The following is a 16,707-nucleotide window of genomic DNA, read 5'->3' on the forward strand; positions in this document are numbered from 1 at the left end:
ACCCCGTCCGACCAAGGAGTCCAGCATGGCCAACAGCCGAGACAAGGCAGCGGCCGAGAACAAGAACCTCGCCTTCGCCTGCGCTCTCATCCCGCTCGGCATGGCGGTCGCCACCACGCAACTGACGGGCGGCCTGGAGATCTTCGTCATGGCCGGCCTCGGTGCCGTCATGCTGAGCTGCCTGGTCCGGATCGGCGCCAACCTCCGTAAGGAACGCCGTTGAGCACCGCGAACGCGTCGAGCACCGCCGGCGCCCCCGTCGTCGCCCTGCGCGGCCTGACCAAGCGCTTCGGCGAGGTCACGGCGGTCGACGACCTGACGTTCGAGGTGCGGCCCGGCCGGATCGTCGGCCTTCTCGGCCGCAACGGAGCCGGCAAGACCACCTCGCTGCGGATGCTCCTCGGCCTGTGCCGGCCGACCTCCGGCGAGGCGACCGTCTTCGGCCGTCCGTACGCCGAACTGCCCCACGCCGCCCGCCGGGTGGGCGTCAGCATGGACGCCGTGGGGCCCCTGCCCGGAGCGAGCGCCCGGCGCGAACTCACCATCTGGGCCCGGACCCTGGGCCTGCCCGGGCGGCGCGTCGAGGAGGTCCTCGACCTGGTCGGCCTGGCCGACGGCACCACGGCCTCCCGCCCGGTCAAGGGCTACTCGACCGGCATGAAGCAGCGCCTCGCGCTGGCCACGGCCCTGCTCCCCGACCCCGAACTCCTCGTCCTGGACGAGCCCGCCAACGGCCTCGACCCGGACGGCATCCGCTGGCTGCGCGGCCTGCTGCGCGGTCTGGCCGACGAGGGCCGGACCGTCCTGGTCTCCAGCCATCTGCTCGCCGAGGTGGAGCAGACCGTGGACGACGTGGTGATCATCCAGAGCTCGCTGCGGTACGCCGGTCCGCTCGACGAACTGGTCGGCCCGGGCGAGGGGGAACGCCTGGAGGACCGGTTCTTCGCCCTGGTGGACCCGGCGACGGCCCCGCAGGCCCCTTCGGTCCCCTCGGCCACCTCGGCCGTCTCATCCGCTGTCGGAGGAGGACAGAACCATGCGTAACCTGCTCGCCGGCGAATGGACCAAGGCGTGGACCGGCCGCGGCTGGCTGATCCTGGCCGGGTGCGGCGTCCTGATGTCCGTCCTCGGTTCGCTCGGGTACGCCTCCGAGGGGGCCGCGGCCATCGAGAAGGGCGCCCTGGACCGGGCCGCCGTGACCGACGACATCGTCCGCTCCTGGTTCATGATGTCGCTCTTCACCTCCCTCTTCGGCGCGGTCTTCGTGTCCCGCGAATACACCTCGGGTGCCATCGGCCGCTCCGTCCTGATGAGCGGCGGCCGTACCCGCCTGCTCGCCGCCAAGGTGCTGACCGCCACCGCCGTGGGCGCCCTCGCCGCGCTGCTCACCGCCGGGCTGTCGCTCGCCTCCGCCTGGGGGACGCTCGCGGCGAACGGGACCGGGCCCGCGTGGCACGGCGAGACCCGGCTGATCATGCTGGGCGTCTTCGCCGTCAACACGCTCGCCGCTCCCTGGGGCGCGCTCGTCGGCTGGATCGTGAGGCACCAGGTGGGTGCCGTCGTGACCGTCGTCGCGCTGACCCTGGTCGTCGACCCGGCGCTCCAGCGGCTGGTGCCGGAGGTCGGCAAGTACCTGATGACGATCGCCCAGAGCTCCGTCTACCGGGACCAGAAGCCCGACCTGCTGTCCACGCCGCTCGCGCTGCTGGTGATCACGGGCTGGCTGACCGTCGCCGCGCTGCTCGCCCGGAAGCTGTTCACCTCCCGCGACGTCGTCTGACGACCCGCCGGCCGTCGGCCCCCGACGGCCTGCACCCCCACCCCCACTCCCACCTGACCACACCTTCGCCCGCCGTCCGACGTCGCGTCAGACACCACCGCGACGTCGCCCTGCGGCATGCCGTCCCGCGCCCCACCCCGCCGTCCACCACCCCGCCGTCCCGCCGTCCCGAGGAGAGAACCAGGCATGTCCAGCTCACCCGCCGGTGCCGTACTACTGGCCCCCGAGCGGCTGGCCCGTCCCCGCCTCGCCCCCGACGTGGTGGTCCACGAGCCGGCCGAGCCGGGCGCGCCCTGGGTGGTGCAGCGCGGCAGCCACCAGTACTTCCGCCTCCAGGAGGACCTGGCCCGCCTGGTCCGGGCCGTCGACGGCGTACGCGGCCACGACGACCTGGCCGAGGCCCTGGGCGCGCCCTGGACCCGGGCCGACGTCGGCTCGGCCGTACGGACGCTCGCCGGGGCGAAGGTGCTGGACGACGGCGTACCGAAGAAGAACCGCGGGTCCTGGTTCCGGTTCGTCCCGCCGCTCACCCTGCAGTTCACCCTTCTCAAGCCGGACCGGATGCTGGCCCGCCTCGCCCCGCTGGTGGCGGCCGCCGCACACCGCGGGGCCGCCGTGGCCGCCTCGGCCGTCGCGATCGGCGGACTGCTCGCCCTCGCGTTCCGGGCGGACGGTCTCCAGAGCGCGCTGGGGCGGCCCTTCGAGCCCCTGCTCTACCTGTGCGTGATCGGCGCGGTGCTCGCCACCACCGCCGTCCACGAGATCGGCCACGGCGCGGTCCTCACGTACCACGGCGGACGGCCGACCCGGATGGGCATGATGCTCTTCTACATGTCGCCGGCCTTCTTCTGCGACGTGTCCGACGGCTGGCGGCTGCCCCGCAAGGAGCAGCGGGTGGGGGTTGCCCTCGCCGGCATCGCCACCCAGACCGTCATCGCCGGGGCCGCCGCCCTCGCCACCCTCTTCCTGGGGGACTCGGCGGCGCGCGACGGGATCCTCGTGTACGCCGTCGTCACCTATCTCTCCGGTGTCCTTAACCTCCTGCCGTTCGTGAAGCTGGACGGCTACATCGCGCTGATGAGCCACCTCGACATCCCGCACCTGCGCGACCGGGCGATGACCGACGCCCGCCGGTGGCTGGCCCGTCTGCTGGCCGGCGGCACCGGCTACCGCCGCGAACTGCCCGGTGTGCGCTGGGCGGTCCCGTTCGGCCTGCTCTGCATGACGTTCCCGCTCTACATCGTGGCGGGCGCGATCACCCTCTGGTCGGACAGCCTCCAGCGCCTCGGCGCCCTGGGCGCGCTCCTCGTCCTGTGCGGCATCGGCTACTTCCTGCACCACCTGGCGCGCGGCGTACGCCGCTTCGCCCGCGAGGCCCGCACGGCGGGCGGCCGCCCCCTGCGCCTCGGCGCGGTGCTCACCCTCGCCGCGGCCGCCGTCGCCGTCCTCGGGCAGCTGGTCCAGGTCCCGTACACCGTCAACGGCGGCTACACGACGGCCGAGGACGGCCGCATCACGCTGCTCCTGCCCCTGTCCACCGACCGCGCGCTGATCACCTCCGGCGCCCCGGTACGCCTCTACCGCGCGGGCATCGCGACCCGCGCGCAGACCGGCACCGCGACGGTCGCCGTCGACGGGGCCGACGGCACGGACGCCATGGCCCCGCTGTCGGCGCTGATCCCGGTCCGCAGCGAGGCCCTGCCGACCCCGGCACTCGGCCTTCCGCTGGAGATCCGCGACGGGCGGGACCGGACCCCCGCCGACCGCTCGGGCGCGGCCCAGCTGGACGCCGGCAGCCGGCCGGGCTGGGAGTGGCTCTACACCAAGTACGTCGCACCGGCCTGGCGCTGGTGACCGCCGGCCGGGAAGCCGGCCGTTCGAGCAGCCGAGACGCATTCGAGCAGCCGAGACGAATCCGAGCAGCGAGTCGAAGAGGGAGAGGGAGACCGACCACCATGGATCTCCGGTACGTGACCTACTGCCAGGCGGGCACCGCGTTCTACGAGGACCCGGCCGTCGCCGCCACGGCCACCGAGCCCGCCGACGCCGTGGCGGAACCGCCCGCCGGCTGGACCCGGACCGTCAACGGCGACTGGGTGGTGCTGACCCCGCCGGACACCGAACTCCCCGGCCAGGGCTGGAAGATCCACGTCTCGGCGACCCAGGACAACGCCGACCGCGTCCTCGACGCCGTACGCGCCTACTGCGTGCGCGAGAGGCTCACCTTCAAGTACATCCGCAGCGCCGAGGTCCTGAACCGGCGCAACAGCAAGTACGGCGACCGCGGCGCGAGCGGCAAGTTCATCACCCTCTACCCGCTGGACGAGGCGCAGTTGGAGCGGGTGCTCGTCGCACTGGACGACGAGATCGGCGGCGAGCCCGGCCCGTACATCCTCAGCGACCTGCGCTGGCGCTCCGGCCCGCTCTACGTGCGCTACGGCGGGTTCGTCGCCCGGCTCGGCCGCGACGCGAAGGGCGATCCGGTGCACTGCATCGAGGACCCCGAGGGCCGTCTCGTCCCCGACGTACGCGGCCCCGGCTTCCGTCCCCCCGCGTGGGTCACCCTTCCGGACTGCCTCGCCGAGTCCCTCGCGGCCCGTAACGCGAGCACGATGGGCGACTTCCCGTTCCGCGCGGTCAGGGCGCTGCACTTCTCCAACGGAGGCGGCGTCTACGAGGCCCGCGACCTGCGCCAGGGTGCCGGAGGCGACGCCACGGTGCTCCTCAAGGAGGCCCGCCCGCTGGCCGGCCTCGACGAGGAGGGCGAGGACGCGGTGGCCCGGCTGGAGCGGGAGCGCTGGGCGCTGGAGCGGCTGGCGGGCCTGGACTGCGTACCGCCGCTGATCGACTACCGCAAGGGCCGCGAACACTACTTCCTGGCCCGGGAGTTCGTGCCCGGGTCCTCGCTGCACGCCCGCATCCACGAGGCCAACCCGCTGCTGAACCCGGACGCCGACAGCTCCCCCGAGTCGTTCGCGGCGTACACCTCCTGGGCCCTGTCCGTCCTCGACCGGATCGACGCGGGCGTGCGGGACCTGCATGCCCGGGGTGTGGTCTTCGGCGACCTGCACCCCAACAACGTCATGGTCCGCCCGGACGACTCGGTCGCCTTCATCGACCTGGAGACGGCGACCCCGGTCGAGGCCGCGGCCTCCCAGGCGATCGGTGCGCCCGGCTTCCGCGCCCCGGCGGGCTGCACGGGCCCGGCGGTCGACCGGTACGCCCTCGGCTGCCTGCGCCTGGCGGTGTTCCTGCCGCTGACGGTGGTGCTGGGCTGGGGCCCGGACAAGACACGGCAACTGATCACCCTGGTGACGGAGAACTTCCCGGTACCGGCGGACTTCGCGGAGCGGGTGGAAGCGGATCTGACGGCCGCGGAGCCCGCCATGGGCACCGGGGCCGCCATGGGCACCGGGGCCGCCGCAGGCGGCGAGCCCCCCGCCGGCGAAGAAGCGGCGGCGACGGCCCCGGTCTGGCCCGGGACCGAGAACCTCACCCCCACCGACTGGCCCTCCCTGCGCGACACGCTCGCGGCCGGAATCCTGGCCACCGCGACCCCGGACCGCGACGACCGGCTCTTCCCCGGCGACATCGCCCAGTTCACCGCCCCGGGCGGCGGCCTCGCGCTCGCCCACGGCGCCGCCGGTGTCCTGTGGGCACTCGCCGGCGCGGGCACGGAGATCCCGTCGGCGCACGTGGACTGGCTGACCGAGCGCGTACGCCGCTGGACCGACCCCCGCCCCGGCTTCTACGACGGCCTGCACGGCATCGCGTACGCCCTCGACGCCCTGGGCCGGACCGCCGAGGCGCGCGAAGTCCTGGACCGGGCCCTCGCCCTGCCGCTGGACGACGTCGACGGCTCCCTCTTCGCCGGCCTCCCCGGCATCGGCCTCTCCCTGCTCCACTTCGGCCACCTCGACGCGGCCGAACGCCTGGCGGACCTGGTCGCGGACCGCACCCCGGGCGGCTACGCGGCCCGCCCCCGCCCGGGCCTGCTCCACGGCGCGACGGGCGCGGCCCTGTTCCTGCTGCGGCTGTACGAGAGGACGGGCGACCCGAAACCGCTGCACGTGGCGGTGGAGGGGCTGCGCCACGACCTCACCGAGCTGGCGAACGGGCCGGGCATCGGCCGGATGCCGTACCTGGCGGTGGGCGGGGCGGGAACGGCGATGGTCCTCAGCGACCTGCTCCCGCACCTGACCTCCCCCGCACCGGACCTGACCGGCTCCCTCACCCTCCTCCGCACCTCGCTGGCCTCGCTCTACCAGGCCCAGGCGGGCCTGTTCCAGGGCCGCGCGGGAGCCACCCTGGCCCTGCGCCACCTGCACACGCACCCGGAGCCGACCCTGCCCCGCCACCTGGCGGCGTTCGGCTGGCACGCCGTCCCGCACGGCGGCCACCCCGCCTTCCTCGGCGACCAGACACTGCGCCTGTCGACGGACCTCGCCACCGGCACGGCGGGCGTCCTGCTCGCCCTGGACGAGGTCCTCGGCACGGGCAGGGGCCTGCCGTTCCTTCCGACCCCCCACCGCCCGTCATGAGGGGCGACCACGTGGTCCTGATCGCCCCCCGCCCCACCGCGAGCGCCGGCGCCCCCGCACCGGCGGCGGTACGGTTCCTGGCCCTGCTCCCGGAGGACTGGCACTACGAACCGGATCTCGGCGACGACCACTTCACCGTCCGCCTGGCTCCCCCCGCCGGAACGACCCCGGCCCCCGACCTGACCCACACCCTGGACCACATCTTCAGGGACCCGTCCTTACGCTCCTGGCACTGGACGGACATCACCCACCACGACTGAACAGCGCGCATGGCATGTTGGACCGCATGAACGACGCCACCGACCCCCGCAACCCCGCGGGCATCCGCGTGGGAGACATCTACGAGGACTGTTCCTTCCACCCGGTCCTGTGCACCGAAATCGACGACGACGGCTGGGTCGTCCTGAGCGGCATCTCCCTGATCGACGGCACCTTCCCACGCTCGTGCGACGCCCAGCACTGCGCACCGGTCCGGATACCGGTGGAGGAGGTCATGACCATCAAGAACGACCTACCGGCATACACACGCCGCCGCCAGACCGAACTACGAGCCGCCACCGCACAGCCGGAGTGACCGACCCCCCTGCCGAGCACGACACGCTTTCCAGCCGTGCTGGATGAGACGGAAAACGAGTCGGACGGCGGGGCGGGGCTCGCTAGCATCCTCGCTGTCAGAGGGAGATGCCATGGCACTGGTCCGCAAGGGATCACGACGGATCGTTGTCGACGGCATGGCCTACCGCTGGCGGCTGCGAGGCAGACCGACGTATTTTCAGGGCATGGCCTGGTCGCCGGGCACGTTCGCGGTCGAGCATGCGGACACCCCGGGCATGACGCTCGTGGTCACCACGGACCAGCCGCATGCGAGCAACTGGTTCGATCGAGAGGCTGAGCCTGTACTGCCGTCCGGTGTTGCTGCGGCTGTCCGGCTTGCTCTGCGTGAGGGTTGGACTCCGACGGCTCCGGGCTCCGCGTTCCACCTCGACCAGTCCGCCGGCTTCACACCTTCGAACTGACCGACTCCGGGGTTCCGTCGGTGCTCGTACCTCAGCCGACGACAGCCTGCCACGACGGCAGGCGAGCCGACCGAATCACGCACGCGTCTGCCACGCTGCCATGGCGTCAACCAGGGCAAGCCGCGTCGGCGGACGTGTGGCGGTGAGACCCTGCGTGAGGACCTCTTCGTCCCGAAGTGACTTGGGTGGGCGTCCGGCTTTGAGCTGGTGCGCTGTTCAGCTGCGCCGATGGCCCGCTGACGTCCGCGCTTCTTCGCTGGCGTTGTCACTCCGTGAGACACGCACCCTGTGGAATCCTCCGTCAAGATCCTGCGGCAGCACCAGTCGGAGACGCACTCTGGGAGCCGCATCGAGCGGGCTGAAGCTCGATGCGGAGAGGTCAGAGCGAGCGGGTCTCCTCTTCCCGCTCCGAGAGGAAGCCGTCGAGTAGGGCGAAAAGGGTCGTGATGACACGCTCTTCCTGCTCGTGTGAGAGCTCCCAGTGACTCCACTGTTCCTCAGGGAGGGCGATGTGGCGGACCAGACCCATCCAAGCGTGGCTGCATTCCCGGCCGCGCCTGGCCACCAGCCAGTCACGCCAGCCGTCGAGTCCGGGGCCGCCGTGCCGCCGGGCGTGGGCGTCGTAGCCGATACTGAGACGGAAACCGAGACGGACAACGTCGAAGGGCCCCACCGCGAACGGTGGGGCCCTTCGACATCGTGCCCGGTGAGGCACTGGCGGAGGATACGAGATTCGAACTCGTGAGGGGTTGCCCCCAACACGCTTTCCAAGCGTGCGCCCTAGGCCTCTAGGCGAATCCTCCGCCGGGAACATTACATGACGTCGGAGGGTGGTTGCGAACTCGTTCGGGGGCGGGTGATCGACGCGGAGGGAGGGGCGGGGAGGCGGGACGGCGGCCGCCGGGGATCGGGTAGGGTGGGGGCAGCCCCTCACGCGGCGCTATCTGACTGAACTCCCCCAGGGCCGGAAGGCAGCAAGGGTAGGTTGGCTCTGGCGGGTGCGTGAGGGGTCTTGTGCGTTCTGGACAGTCCGGGCCCGTGCCCCGAGGGCGTGGGGTGCCCGCCCCGGCCGACGGCGATGCCCGGCCGTCCGCCGGTCCGGGTTGTCAGTGGGCGCCTATAACCTCGTATGCGTGTCGTCTCTCGCGCTGTACCGCCGCTATCGCCCGGAGTCGTTCGCCGAGGTCATCGGGCAGGAGCATGTCACCGACCCGCTGCAGCAGGCGCTGCGGAACAACCGGGTCAATCACGCGTACCTGTTCAGCGGGCCGCGCGGCTGCGGGAAGACGACCAGTGCGCGGATCCTGGCCCGCTGTCTGAACTGCGAGCAGGGGCCCACCCCGACACCGTGCGGGGAGTGTCAGTCCTGCCAGGACCTGGCGCGGAACGGACCGGGTTCGATCGACGTCATCGAGATCGACGCGGCCTCTCACGGTGGTGTGGACGACGCCCGTGAGCTGCGCGAGAAGGCGTTCTTCGGCCCCGCGAGCAGCCGGTACAAGATCTACATCATCGACGAGGCCCACATGGTCACGTCGGCCGGTTTCAACGCGCTGCTGAAGGTCGTCGAGGAGCCGCCGGAGCACCTCAAGTTCATCTTCGCGACCACCGAGCCCGAGAAGGTCATCGGCACGATCCGTTCGCGTACGCACCACTACCCGTTCCGGCTGGTGCCCCCCGGCACGCTCCGGGAGTACCTCGCCGAGGTCTGCGGCAAGGAGAAGATCCCGGTCGACGAGGCGGTCCTCCCGCTCGTCGTGCGCGCCGGGGCGGGCTCCGTGCGTGACTCGATGTCCGTCATGGACCAGCTGCTGGCGGGCTCCACGGACGAGGGCGTGACGTACGCCATGGCCACGTCGCTGCTCGGATACACGGACGGCTCGTTGCTCGACGCGGTCGTCGAGTCCTTCGCCGCCGGGGACGGGGCCGCGGCGTTCGACGTCGTCGACCACGTCATCGAGGAGGGCAACGACCCGCGGAGGTTCGTCGCCGACCTGCTGGAGCGGCTGCGCGACCTGGTGATCCTGGCCGCCGTGCCGGACGCCGTCGAGAAGGGCCTGATCGACGCCCCCGTCGAGGTCCTGGAGCGGATGCAGGCCCAGGCCGGAGTCTTCGGCGCCGCGGAGCTCAGCCGCGCCGCCGACCTCGTCAACGAGGGCCTCACCGAGATGCGCGGCGCCAATTCGCCCCGCCTTCAGCTCGAACTGATCTGTGCCCGCGTGCTCCTCCCGGCCACCTACGGCGACGAACGCTCCGTCATGGCCCGCCTGGACCGTCTGGAGCGCGGGGTCAACTTCTCGGGCGGCGGCGCCGCACCCGCCATGGGCTATGTGCCCGGCCCCGAGGCACATGGGGGAGCGGCGGCCCCGCCCACGGGTATGACTCCGCAGGCCGGAGGGGCCCCTCATGTTCCGCCGGCCGCCCAGGTCCCGCCCGGTGGCGGGCCCGCAGCCGCTCGTGCCGCGGTCCGTGGCGGCCCAGCGGCCGGGACCGGGAGCGCCTCCGGGGCAGGCACGCCGGGCCCGGACGCGTACGGGGTCCCTGCCCCCGTGGCCGGACAGCCCGCCCCGGCCGCGGCGGCCCCGCCGGTCCCCCAGGAGGCCCCGCCGCCCGCCTCGGCGCCCACACCGCCTCCGCCCCCCACCGCCCCCGCCGACGCTCCGGCCTCCGCCCCCGGCTCCTGGCCCACCCCCGCCTCCGCGGGAGGCGGGCGCCGTCCGGGCGGCTGGCCGACGGCCGCTCCCGCAGGCGGCGGCCCCGCGCCCGTGCCCCCGGCCGCGCCCCCCGCCTCGGGCCCGCCCGCCGCGTACGCCCAGCCCGGCGCCCCGTCGGCCCCCCAGGCCCCCGCCGCCTACAACCCGGCCCCCGGCGGCCCCGACCCCCGCACGCTCTGGCCGAACATCCTGGAGACGGTGAAGAACCGCCGCCGCTTCACCTGGATCCTGCTCAGCCAGAACGCACACGTCGCCGGCTTCGACGGCACCACCCTGCAGATCGGCTTCGTCAACGCGGGCGCCCGGGACAACTTCGCGAGCAGCGGCAGCGAGGACGTCCTGCGTGCGGCCCTGGCCGAGCAGTTCAACGTGCACTGGAAGATCGAGGCGGTCATCGACACCTCGGGCGGCTCCGCGGGACCGGGCGCCCCCGGCGGCTACGGGTCTCCGGCGCCGGCCGCCGGTGGCTACGGCGGTGGCGGCACGGGCGGTGGCGGTGGCGGAGGCTACGGCGGTGGCGGTTACGGCGGCTCCCCGGCCCCCGCGGCACGCCCCGCCGCGCCCCAGCCCGCGGCGGCCTCCCGCCCGGCTTCCCCCGGCTCTGCGGCGCCCCACGCGTCGGCCACGGCCGCCCGGCCCGTCGCGGCTCCGCCCCCGCCCCCCGAGCCGCCGCCCGTCTCCCCCGAGGACGACATCCCCGAGGACGACGACCCCGACCTCGACGAGTCCGCCCTCTCCGGCCACGACCTCATCGTGCGCGAGCTGGGGGCGACCGTGGTGGAGGAGATCACGAACGAGTAGGGGGCGCGCAGGGGCGGGGACAGGCGGGATCCCGCCCGTCTCTGGTGCGATCCTACGAACCCGCCGCGTCCCACTCTTCGGAAGCCCCCACAAGTCCCCCCGCCCCCTCCGGCTAGGCTGGCACCGTGAAGGTCCTCGTCATTGGTAGCGGTGCCCGTGAGCACGCGCTGTGCCGTTCGCTGTCCCTCGATCCCGATGTCACCGCACTCCACTGCGCACCCGGCAACGCGGGCACGGCGGAGGTCGCCGAGTCGCACCCGGTCGACGCGCTGGACGGCGCCGCCGTGACCGCGCTGGCCACCCGGCTGGAGGCCGACCTGGTCGTCGTCGGCCCGGAGGCCCCGCTGGTCGCGGGCGTTGCCGACGCCGTGCGCGCGGCGGGCATCCCGGTGTTCGGCCCGTCCGGCGAGGCCGCTCAGCTGGAGGGCTCCAAGGCCTTCGCCAAGGAGGTCATGGCCGGAGCCGGCGTGCCGACCGCGCGGTCGTACGTCTGCACCACGGCCGAGGAGATCGACGAGGCGCTGGACGCGTTCGGCGCGCCGTACGTCGTCAAGGACGACGGGCTCGCGGCCGGCAAGGGCGTCGTCGTGACGGCGGACCTCGCCCAGGCCCGCGAGCACGCGCTCGCCTGCGGTCGGGTCGTCATCGAGGAGTTCCTGGACGGCCCCGAGGTCTCCCTCTTCGCCATCACCGACGGCGTGACCGTCGTCCCGCTGCAGCCCGCGCAGGACTTCAAGCGCGCGCTCGACGGCGACGAGGGCCCCAACACCGGTGGCATGGGCGCGTACTCGCCGCTCCCGTGGGCCGACCCGAAGCTGGTCGACGAGGTGCTGCAGAGCGTGCTGCAGCCGACCGTCGACGAGATGCGGCGCCGCGGCACCCCCTTCTCCGGCCTCCTCTACGCGGGCCTGGCGATCACCGGCCGAGGCGTACGGGTGATCGAGTTCAACGCGCGGTTCGGCGACCCGGAGACCCAGGTCGTCCTCGCCCGTCTGAAGACCCCGCTGGCCGGTGTGCTGCTCGCCGCCGCCAACGGCACGCTCGGCGACCTCGAACCCCTGCGCTGGAGCGCCGACGCGGCCGTCACCGTGGTCGTGGCCTCGCACAACTACCCCGGCTCACCGCGCACCGGTGACCCCGTCACCGGCCTCGACGAGGTCGCCGCCGTGGACGCCCCGCACGCGTACGTCCTGCACGCCGGCACCAAGCTCGCCGGGGACGAGGTCGTCAGCGCCGGCGGCCGCGTCCTCTCCGTCACGGCCACCGGCAAGGACCTCACCCAGGCCCGTGACCGCGCCTACACCGCCGTGGCCCGCATCGGCCTCGACGGCTCCCAGCACCGGTCGGACATCGCGGCGAAGGCGGCGGCCGAGGCGTGACCGCCTGACGGTCGTCCGCCCCGGCGGCCCTCGCCGGCCCCCTCACGCCCCCTCCGTATCCGTCCACACCCATCCCCTTCGCGACATCTGCATGCGAAGCACCGCCAACGGGTACGAAACCCTGGCCCCGGAATCCCTCGGAGCTCCCAGGAACCCCTGGGAAATCCGCCGGAATCCGGGGCCCGATCCTTGCCCGGCGTCCTTCACCTCTCCCCAAAGCCATTCCATCGAGTGAGCGATGGCCCATCCGGCTGACGACGGCCTGGGCCCCAACTAGGGTGCGGCGCAAGCGTTCCGGCACTTGGCCCACCGGCATTGCGATGTCGGTGGTCGGTGCCACAGTGGGGGAGTGAGCAACGTCAGGGCATTCGGCGGCGACCACGGTGACGAGCAGTCGCCGCGGTGGCAGTCGTCGCGGGGTGCGCCGTTCGGGACAGCAGGGGGTGACGTCGGGTCGTGACCGGTATGGCAGGTGGTGAGGAGGCGGGCGCACAGGCCGCGCGCGCCCGGGCCCTCGCCGTGCTGCGGGTCCGCAGCAGGGCGCTGGCCGTGGCGGTGCTGCCCGCGGCCGTGGCCGTCGTGCTGCTGGTCGGCGGGGCGACCGGCCGGCTGACCGGCTCCGGCTGGTCCCTGGCGAGCCGTGTCGTGTCCGGCCTCGCCCTCGTCGTGCTCCTCGCCGCCGCGGGCATCGCCCTCGTCGTCGCCCGGGCCCGGCCCGCCGTGAGCCCCACGGTCGCGGTCACCGAGGAGGCCGCGCCCGATCTCTACCGCCTGGTCCGGGACCTGGCCGACCGCCTGGACGTCCCGCCCCCCTCCGCGATAGCGCTCACCCCGGACTGCGACAGCTGGCTGGAGGACCGCACGCACCCGTCCCACAAGCCGCCCGCCGAACCCCACCACTCCTCGGCCGACGGGGCCGAAGGCGCCGATGGTGCCGAAGGGGCCCCAGGGGCCGCCGGGAGCGACACGGTCGACATGGCCGGCGCAAGGACCGCCACCGGCGGCCGAGGCGGCCCGCGCGCCGACGAGATGGCGGACGGACGCGGCTCGTCCGCGGGCCTGCCGTCCCCCCGGCGGCACCGCCCGCCCACCGCTCCGGTGCTCGTCATCGGCTCGCCGTTCCTGTGGTGGATGCGGGTGGGCGAGCTTCGGGCGGTGCTCGCGCCGGTCGTCGCGGGCACGGGGCCGTCGGCGCACCCGGACATAGCCGCGGCACGCCGTTTCGTCCGCGGACTGGACGCGGCCGTGGCCGTCGCCTCGGCCCCGTCGCGCGGTGTGCTCGTCCGTCCGGCGCTGGCCGGGGTCGGCTGGGTGACCCGGCTGCTCCTGCGCGGCTGCCGGGGGCACGCGGCCGAGATGGAGCGCGGGGTCGCCGCGGCGGCGGCCGAGCGTGCACAGGCTGTGGACTACGGTCTGCGGATCGTCGCCCAGGAGCAGGTCGGGCTCGCCTACGCGGGCTGGGACCGGCTCCTCACCCGGGTCGCGCTGCCCGCGTGGCGGATGGGCCGATGGCCGTCCCGCCTGGACGCGGGTGTCGTCGCCGCGCTCACGGAGCTGTCGCGCCGTGACCGTCTCGCCGAGGGCTTCACCTCCCGGCTGGGCGAGCGCCCCGCCTGCGACCTGCTCGAAGAGCCCGGCGTGGTCGACGAGGCCGCGTCCCTGCTCGCCGCCCGCCTCTTCCACGGCGGTCCCGCCGAGGCCGGCCCCGACTGGTCCCCGGTCGACTGGCACGAGTACCCGGACGAGGTCGTGGACCGGAAGTGGCGCACCGACGCGGCCCGTCTCCACCGCGTCCTCGACACCCTGGGCGCGCGCCTCCCGGCGGACGACCCCGGCGGCCCGGCCCCCGGCGGCCCCACGCTCTCCCGCGTACTGACCCACCTGACCACCCTCACGGCAGGCGCCACGCACCCGTCGGCCACCACCGGGGCCTCCGATCCGGGCGTCGCCACGACGACCGCACCGCACGACCGGCCCTCCCCCCACCCCCTCACCGGGCGGCCCGCCACCCCCGCAGCCCCCGGGCACGACCCGCTCGCCTCCACCGCCTCCGAGCACCACCCGCTCGCCACTGCCGCCACCGCCTCCGACGCCGCCACCGCCTCCGACGCCTCCGCCGCCGAGGAGGAGACCCTCCCCGGCGCACCCCCGGCCCCCCACGACCACGCACACGAGCACAACCCGGGCCTGGAGCCGGACAGCCACCACATATCCCCGCCCCACGCCGACGCCGGCCCCGAGGCCCACCCCGACGGCGATCCCGGCCCCGACCTCGACTCCGACGACGAACCCGGCTTGGCCAACGTCCGGTCCGCCGCTCTCGCCGCCGCCCTCACCGCCGAGCTGGCGCGGGAGGAGGCCGCGGTCCCGGCCGGCGGGCACCCCGCCGCCGGCGCGGTCGAGGCGCCGGGACCGGACCGGGCGCTGTGGGACGACGGCCTGCTGCCGCTGTTCCCGATGCAGCCGCCCCGCACGGGCCGCGATCTGCTCACGGAGCACGTGGCCGCGATGGTGTGCTGCGCGGCGATGGACACGGCGGGCGCGACCCCGGGCCTGGACTGGCTGGACGGCCCCTCGCTCCTCGTCGACGGCGTACGGGCGGCCGATCTCGCGCCGCGCGTCCTCACCCTCGTGGAGGAGGGCGACCCGGCCCCCCTCCGCGACTGGCTCCTGCGCCTGGGCGTCCGCCCGGAGAAGCCGGTCCGTCTGGTCTGAGCGCGACGCGGGCCGGGCGGCCGGACGCGCGGTGACCGAGGTGGTCCCGAGGGGGGTGTGGCCGGTCGGAAAGGGGAGCCCAACTCCCCGTCCGGACCCGGCTGTTCCACTCTCACCGATTAGCGACGAACGGTGACGAACCGCGTGCGTCATGTGATGTGCTGGAACCGATCGTGTACGGAGCATGTGCTTGCGACAGCTCACGGGGGCGAGGGAGGGGAGAACTCATGAGCTCGGAGCACCACCACATCCGCCGCTGGGAATCGGGCGCCCTCGCCCATGCCGTGACGGACCCCTTCGGCCAGGGCCCGGTGCCCTGGCTCCGGGGCAATGTGACGTACTTCGACGACACCGGCCAGGTGGTCCCCTGGTACGTGGAGCCGGGCCCGCCCGAGCCCCCCGCGTCCGACCGGGGCACCCGCGCCCGTGTCCCCGCCCCTCGCACCCCGCCGGGCCCCCGCTCCGCCGACGACGTGCGCCGGCAGATCAAGGGGTTCACGGCGACCGGCGCCGCCGCCCCCGGCCAGTCCATCGACTTCCACGTCACGGTGGACCCGCCCCAGGAATTCGCCGTCGACATCTACCGCATCGGCCACTACAGCGGCGACGGCGCGGCGAAGATCACCACCAGCCCCCGTCTCTCCGGCATCGTCCAGCCCCCGCCCCTGGCCGCCGACCGCACGGTCTCCTGCCACCACTGGTGGCTCTCGTGGCGGCTGCAGATCCCCGTCTACTGGAACGTCGGCGCGTACGTGGCGGTCCTGACCACCGCCGACGGCTACCGCTCCCACGTCCCGTTCACCGTCCGCGACGACCGCCGGGCCGACCTGCTGCTCCTGCTCCCGGACATCACCTGGCAGGCGTACAACCTGTACCCGGAGGACGGTCGCACCGGCGCCAGCCTCTACCACGCCTGGGACGAGGACGGCCGTCTGCTCGGCGAGTCCGAAGCCGCGACGACGGTCTCCTTCGACCGCCCGTACGCCGGCGCCGGCCTCCCCCTCCACGTGGGCCACGCCTACGACTTCATCCGCTGGGCCGAGCGGTACGGCTACGACCTCGCCTACGCCGACGCCCGCGACCTGCACTCCGGCCGGGTCGACCCCGGCCGCTACCGGGGACTGGTCTTCCCGGGGCACGACGAGTACTGGTCGCCGCAGATGCGCCGCACCACCGAACTCGCCCGGGACGGCGGCACCTCGCTGGTCTTCCTCTCCTCCAACACCATGTACTGGCAGGTGGAGCTGAGCCCGTCCCCGTCCGGTGTCCCCGACCGTCTCCTCACCTGCCGAAAACGCCGGGGCCCCGGCAAACCCGCACTGTGGCGCGAAATCGACCGCCCCGAGCAGCAGTTGATGGGCATCCAGTACGAGGGCCGGGTCCCCGAACCGCACCCCCTGGTCGTGCGCAACGCCGACCACTGGCTCTGGGACGCGACCGGCGCCCACGAGAACGACGAGCTGCCGGGCATGGTCGCCGGGGAGGCCGACCGCTACTTCCCGCGCACCCCGCTCCCGGAGCACCGGGGCCGCATCCTCCTCGCGCACTCCCCCTACCGGGACAAGGACCAGACCGTCCGGCACCAGGAGACCTCCCTGTACCGGGCCCCGTCCGGAGCCTGGGTCTTCGCGTCCGGGACGTTCGCGTGGTCCCCGGCCCTGGACCGTCCCGGCCACGTCGACACCAGGGTCCAGCGCGCCACGGCGAACCTCCTGGACCGCATCTGCAAACGCGACTGAGGGCATCGCACACAGCCCCTGG

The 16,707-nt window shown here is 73.9% G+C and carries 13 protein-coding genes, 1 tRNA gene and 1 other RNA gene; 13 read left to right on the top strand and 2 right to left on the bottom strand.

Annotated elements, in window-relative coordinates:
* Positions 1–25 precede the first annotated feature (25 nt).
* The 8 genes from SCAB_RS22655 (at position 26) to SCAB_RS45170 (ending at position 7,337) form a co-directional block, all read left to right on the top strand.
* Positions 26–223 carry a hypothetical protein gene (locus SCAB_RS22655; RefSeq protein WP_013002404.1) on the top strand — a complete coding sequence of 66 codons (198 nt, stop codon included), beginning with the start codon at positions 26–28 and terminating at the stop codon, positions 221–223.
* Positions 220–1,044, top strand: a complete 825-nt coding sequence (locus tag SCAB_RS22660; RefSeq protein ID WP_013002405.1) for an ABC transporter ATP-binding protein — start codon at positions 220–222, stop codon at positions 1,042–1,044. Before SCAB_RS22655 ends, SCAB_RS22660 begins: the two co-directional genes overlap by 4 nt.
* A complete protein-coding gene (locus SCAB_RS22665; protein WP_013002406.1) occupies positions 1,037–1,780 on the top strand; it encodes an ABC transporter permease in 744 nt (247 codons plus the stop codon). The genes SCAB_RS22660 and SCAB_RS22665 overlap by 8 nt, the downstream gene beginning before the upstream one ends.
* A gap of 186 nt (positions 1,781–1,966) precedes the next feature.
* On the top strand, positions 1,967–3,634 hold the full coding sequence (gene mpaP, locus SCAB_RS22670; protein WP_013002407.1) for a daptide biosynthesis intramembrane metalloprotease: 1,668 nt from the start codon (positions 1,967–1,969) through the stop codon (positions 3,632–3,634).
* A 101-nt stretch (positions 3,635–3,735) separates the two neighbouring features.
* Positions 3,736–6,321: a class III lanthionine synthetase LanKC gene (gene lanKC, locus SCAB_RS22675; protein ID WP_041669492.1), complete on the top strand. Its 2,586-nt coding sequence runs from the start codon at positions 3,736–3,738 to the stop codon at positions 6,319–6,321.
* On the top strand, positions 6,318–6,581 hold the full coding sequence (locus tag SCAB_RS22680; protein WP_041669495.1) for a hypothetical protein: 264 nt from the start codon (positions 6,318–6,320) through the stop codon (positions 6,579–6,581). The genes lanKC and SCAB_RS22680 overlap by 4 nt, the downstream gene beginning before the upstream one ends.
* A gap of 26 nt (positions 6,582–6,607) precedes the next feature.
* A complete protein-coding gene (locus tag SCAB_RS22685; protein WP_041670861.1) occupies positions 6,608–6,895 on the top strand; it encodes a hypothetical protein in 288 nt (95 codons plus the stop codon).
* Positions 6,896–7,007: 112 nt separating this feature from the next.
* Entirely contained in the window at positions 7,008–7,337 is a 330-nt protein-coding gene (locus SCAB_RS45170) for a hypothetical protein (RefSeq protein ID WP_013002411.1), read from the top strand.
* A 379-nt stretch (positions 7,338–7,716) separates the two neighbouring features.
* Here the strand turns inward: SCAB_RS45170 and SCAB_RS22690 are convergent, their stop codons facing one another.
* Positions 7,717–8,010, bottom strand: coding sequence for a hypothetical protein (locus SCAB_RS22690; RefSeq protein ID WP_049875770.1), 294 nt, complete (start codon positions 8,008–8,010; stop codon positions 7,717–7,719).
* Between the two features lie 42 nt (positions 8,011–8,052).
* A tRNA-Ser gene (locus SCAB_RS22695) sits at positions 8,053–8,140 on the bottom strand.
* A gap of 118 nt (positions 8,141–8,258) precedes the next feature.
* On the opposite strand from SCAB_RS22695, the gene ffs reads away from it, so the two are divergent.
* The 5 genes from ffs to SCAB_RS22715 all read left to right on the top strand — a co-directional run bounded on the left by ffs (position 8,259) and on the right by SCAB_RS22715 (position 16,685).
* An RNA gene (ffs, locus tag SCAB_RS44045) (signal recognition particle sRNA small type) lies at positions 8,259–8,355 on the top strand.
* A 115-nt stretch (positions 8,356–8,470) separates the two neighbouring features.
* Positions 8,471–10,852 carry a DNA polymerase III subunit gamma and tau gene (locus SCAB_RS22700; protein ID WP_013002413.1) on the top strand — a complete coding sequence of 794 codons (2,382 nt, stop codon included), beginning with the start codon at positions 8,471–8,473 and terminating at the stop codon, positions 10,850–10,852.
* Between the two features lie 125 nt (positions 10,853–10,977).
* Positions 10,978–12,231 carry a phosphoribosylamine--glycine ligase gene (gene purD, locus SCAB_RS22705; RefSeq protein WP_013002414.1) on the top strand — a complete coding sequence of 418 codons (1,254 nt, stop codon included), beginning with the start codon at positions 10,978–10,980 and terminating at the stop codon, positions 12,229–12,231.
* A gap of 465 nt (positions 12,232–12,696) precedes the next feature.
* Positions 12,697–14,946, top strand: a complete 2,250-nt coding sequence (locus SCAB_RS22710; RefSeq protein ID WP_041669498.1) for a M48 family metalloprotease — start codon at positions 12,697–12,699, stop codon at positions 14,944–14,946.
* A gap of 227 nt (positions 14,947–15,173) precedes the next feature.
* Entirely contained in the window at positions 15,174–16,685 is a 1,512-nt protein-coding gene (locus SCAB_RS22715; RefSeq protein WP_013002416.1) for a N,N-dimethylformamidase beta subunit family domain-containing protein, read from the top strand.
* Positions 16,686–16,707: the final 22 nt, after the last annotated feature.

This window comes from Streptomyces scabiei 87.22, from assembly GCF_000091305.1.
GTDB classification, from domain to species: Bacteria; Actinomycetota; Actinomycetes; order Streptomycetales; family Streptomycetaceae; genus Streptomyces; species Streptomyces scabiei.

Coding starts and splice junctions, on each gene's coding strand:
- SCAB_RS22655 (WP_013002404.1), top strand. CDS start 26: ATGGCCAACAGCCGAGACAAGGCAGCGGCCGAGAACAAGAACCTCGCC.
- SCAB_RS22665 (WP_013002406.1), top strand. CDS start 1,037: ATGCGTAACCTGCTCGCCGGCGAATGGACCAAGGCGTGGACCGGCCGC.
- mpaP (WP_013002407.1), top strand. CDS start 1,967: ATGTCCAGCTCACCCGCCGGTGCCGTACTACTGGCCCCCGAGCGGCTG.
- lanKC (WP_041669492.1), top strand. CDS start 3,736: ATGGATCTCCGGTACGTGACCTACTGCCAGGCGGGCACCGCGTTCTAC.
- SCAB_RS22680 (WP_041669495.1), top strand. CDS start 6,318: ATGAGGGGCGACCACGTGGTCCTGATCGCCCCCCGCCCCACCGCGAGC.
- SCAB_RS22685 (WP_041670861.1), top strand. CDS start 6,608: ATGAACGACGCCACCGACCCCCGCAACCCCGCGGGCATCCGCGTGGGA.
- SCAB_RS45170 (WP_013002411.1), top strand. CDS start 7,008: ATGGCACTGGTCCGCAAGGGATCACGACGGATCGTTGTCGACGGCATG.
- SCAB_RS22710 (WP_041669498.1), top strand. CDS start 12,697: ATGGCAGGTGGTGAGGAGGCGGGCGCACAGGCCGCGCGCGCCCGGGCC.
- SCAB_RS22715 (WP_013002416.1), top strand. CDS start 15,174: ATGAGCTCGGAGCACCACCACATCCGCCGCTGGGAATCGGGCGCCCTC.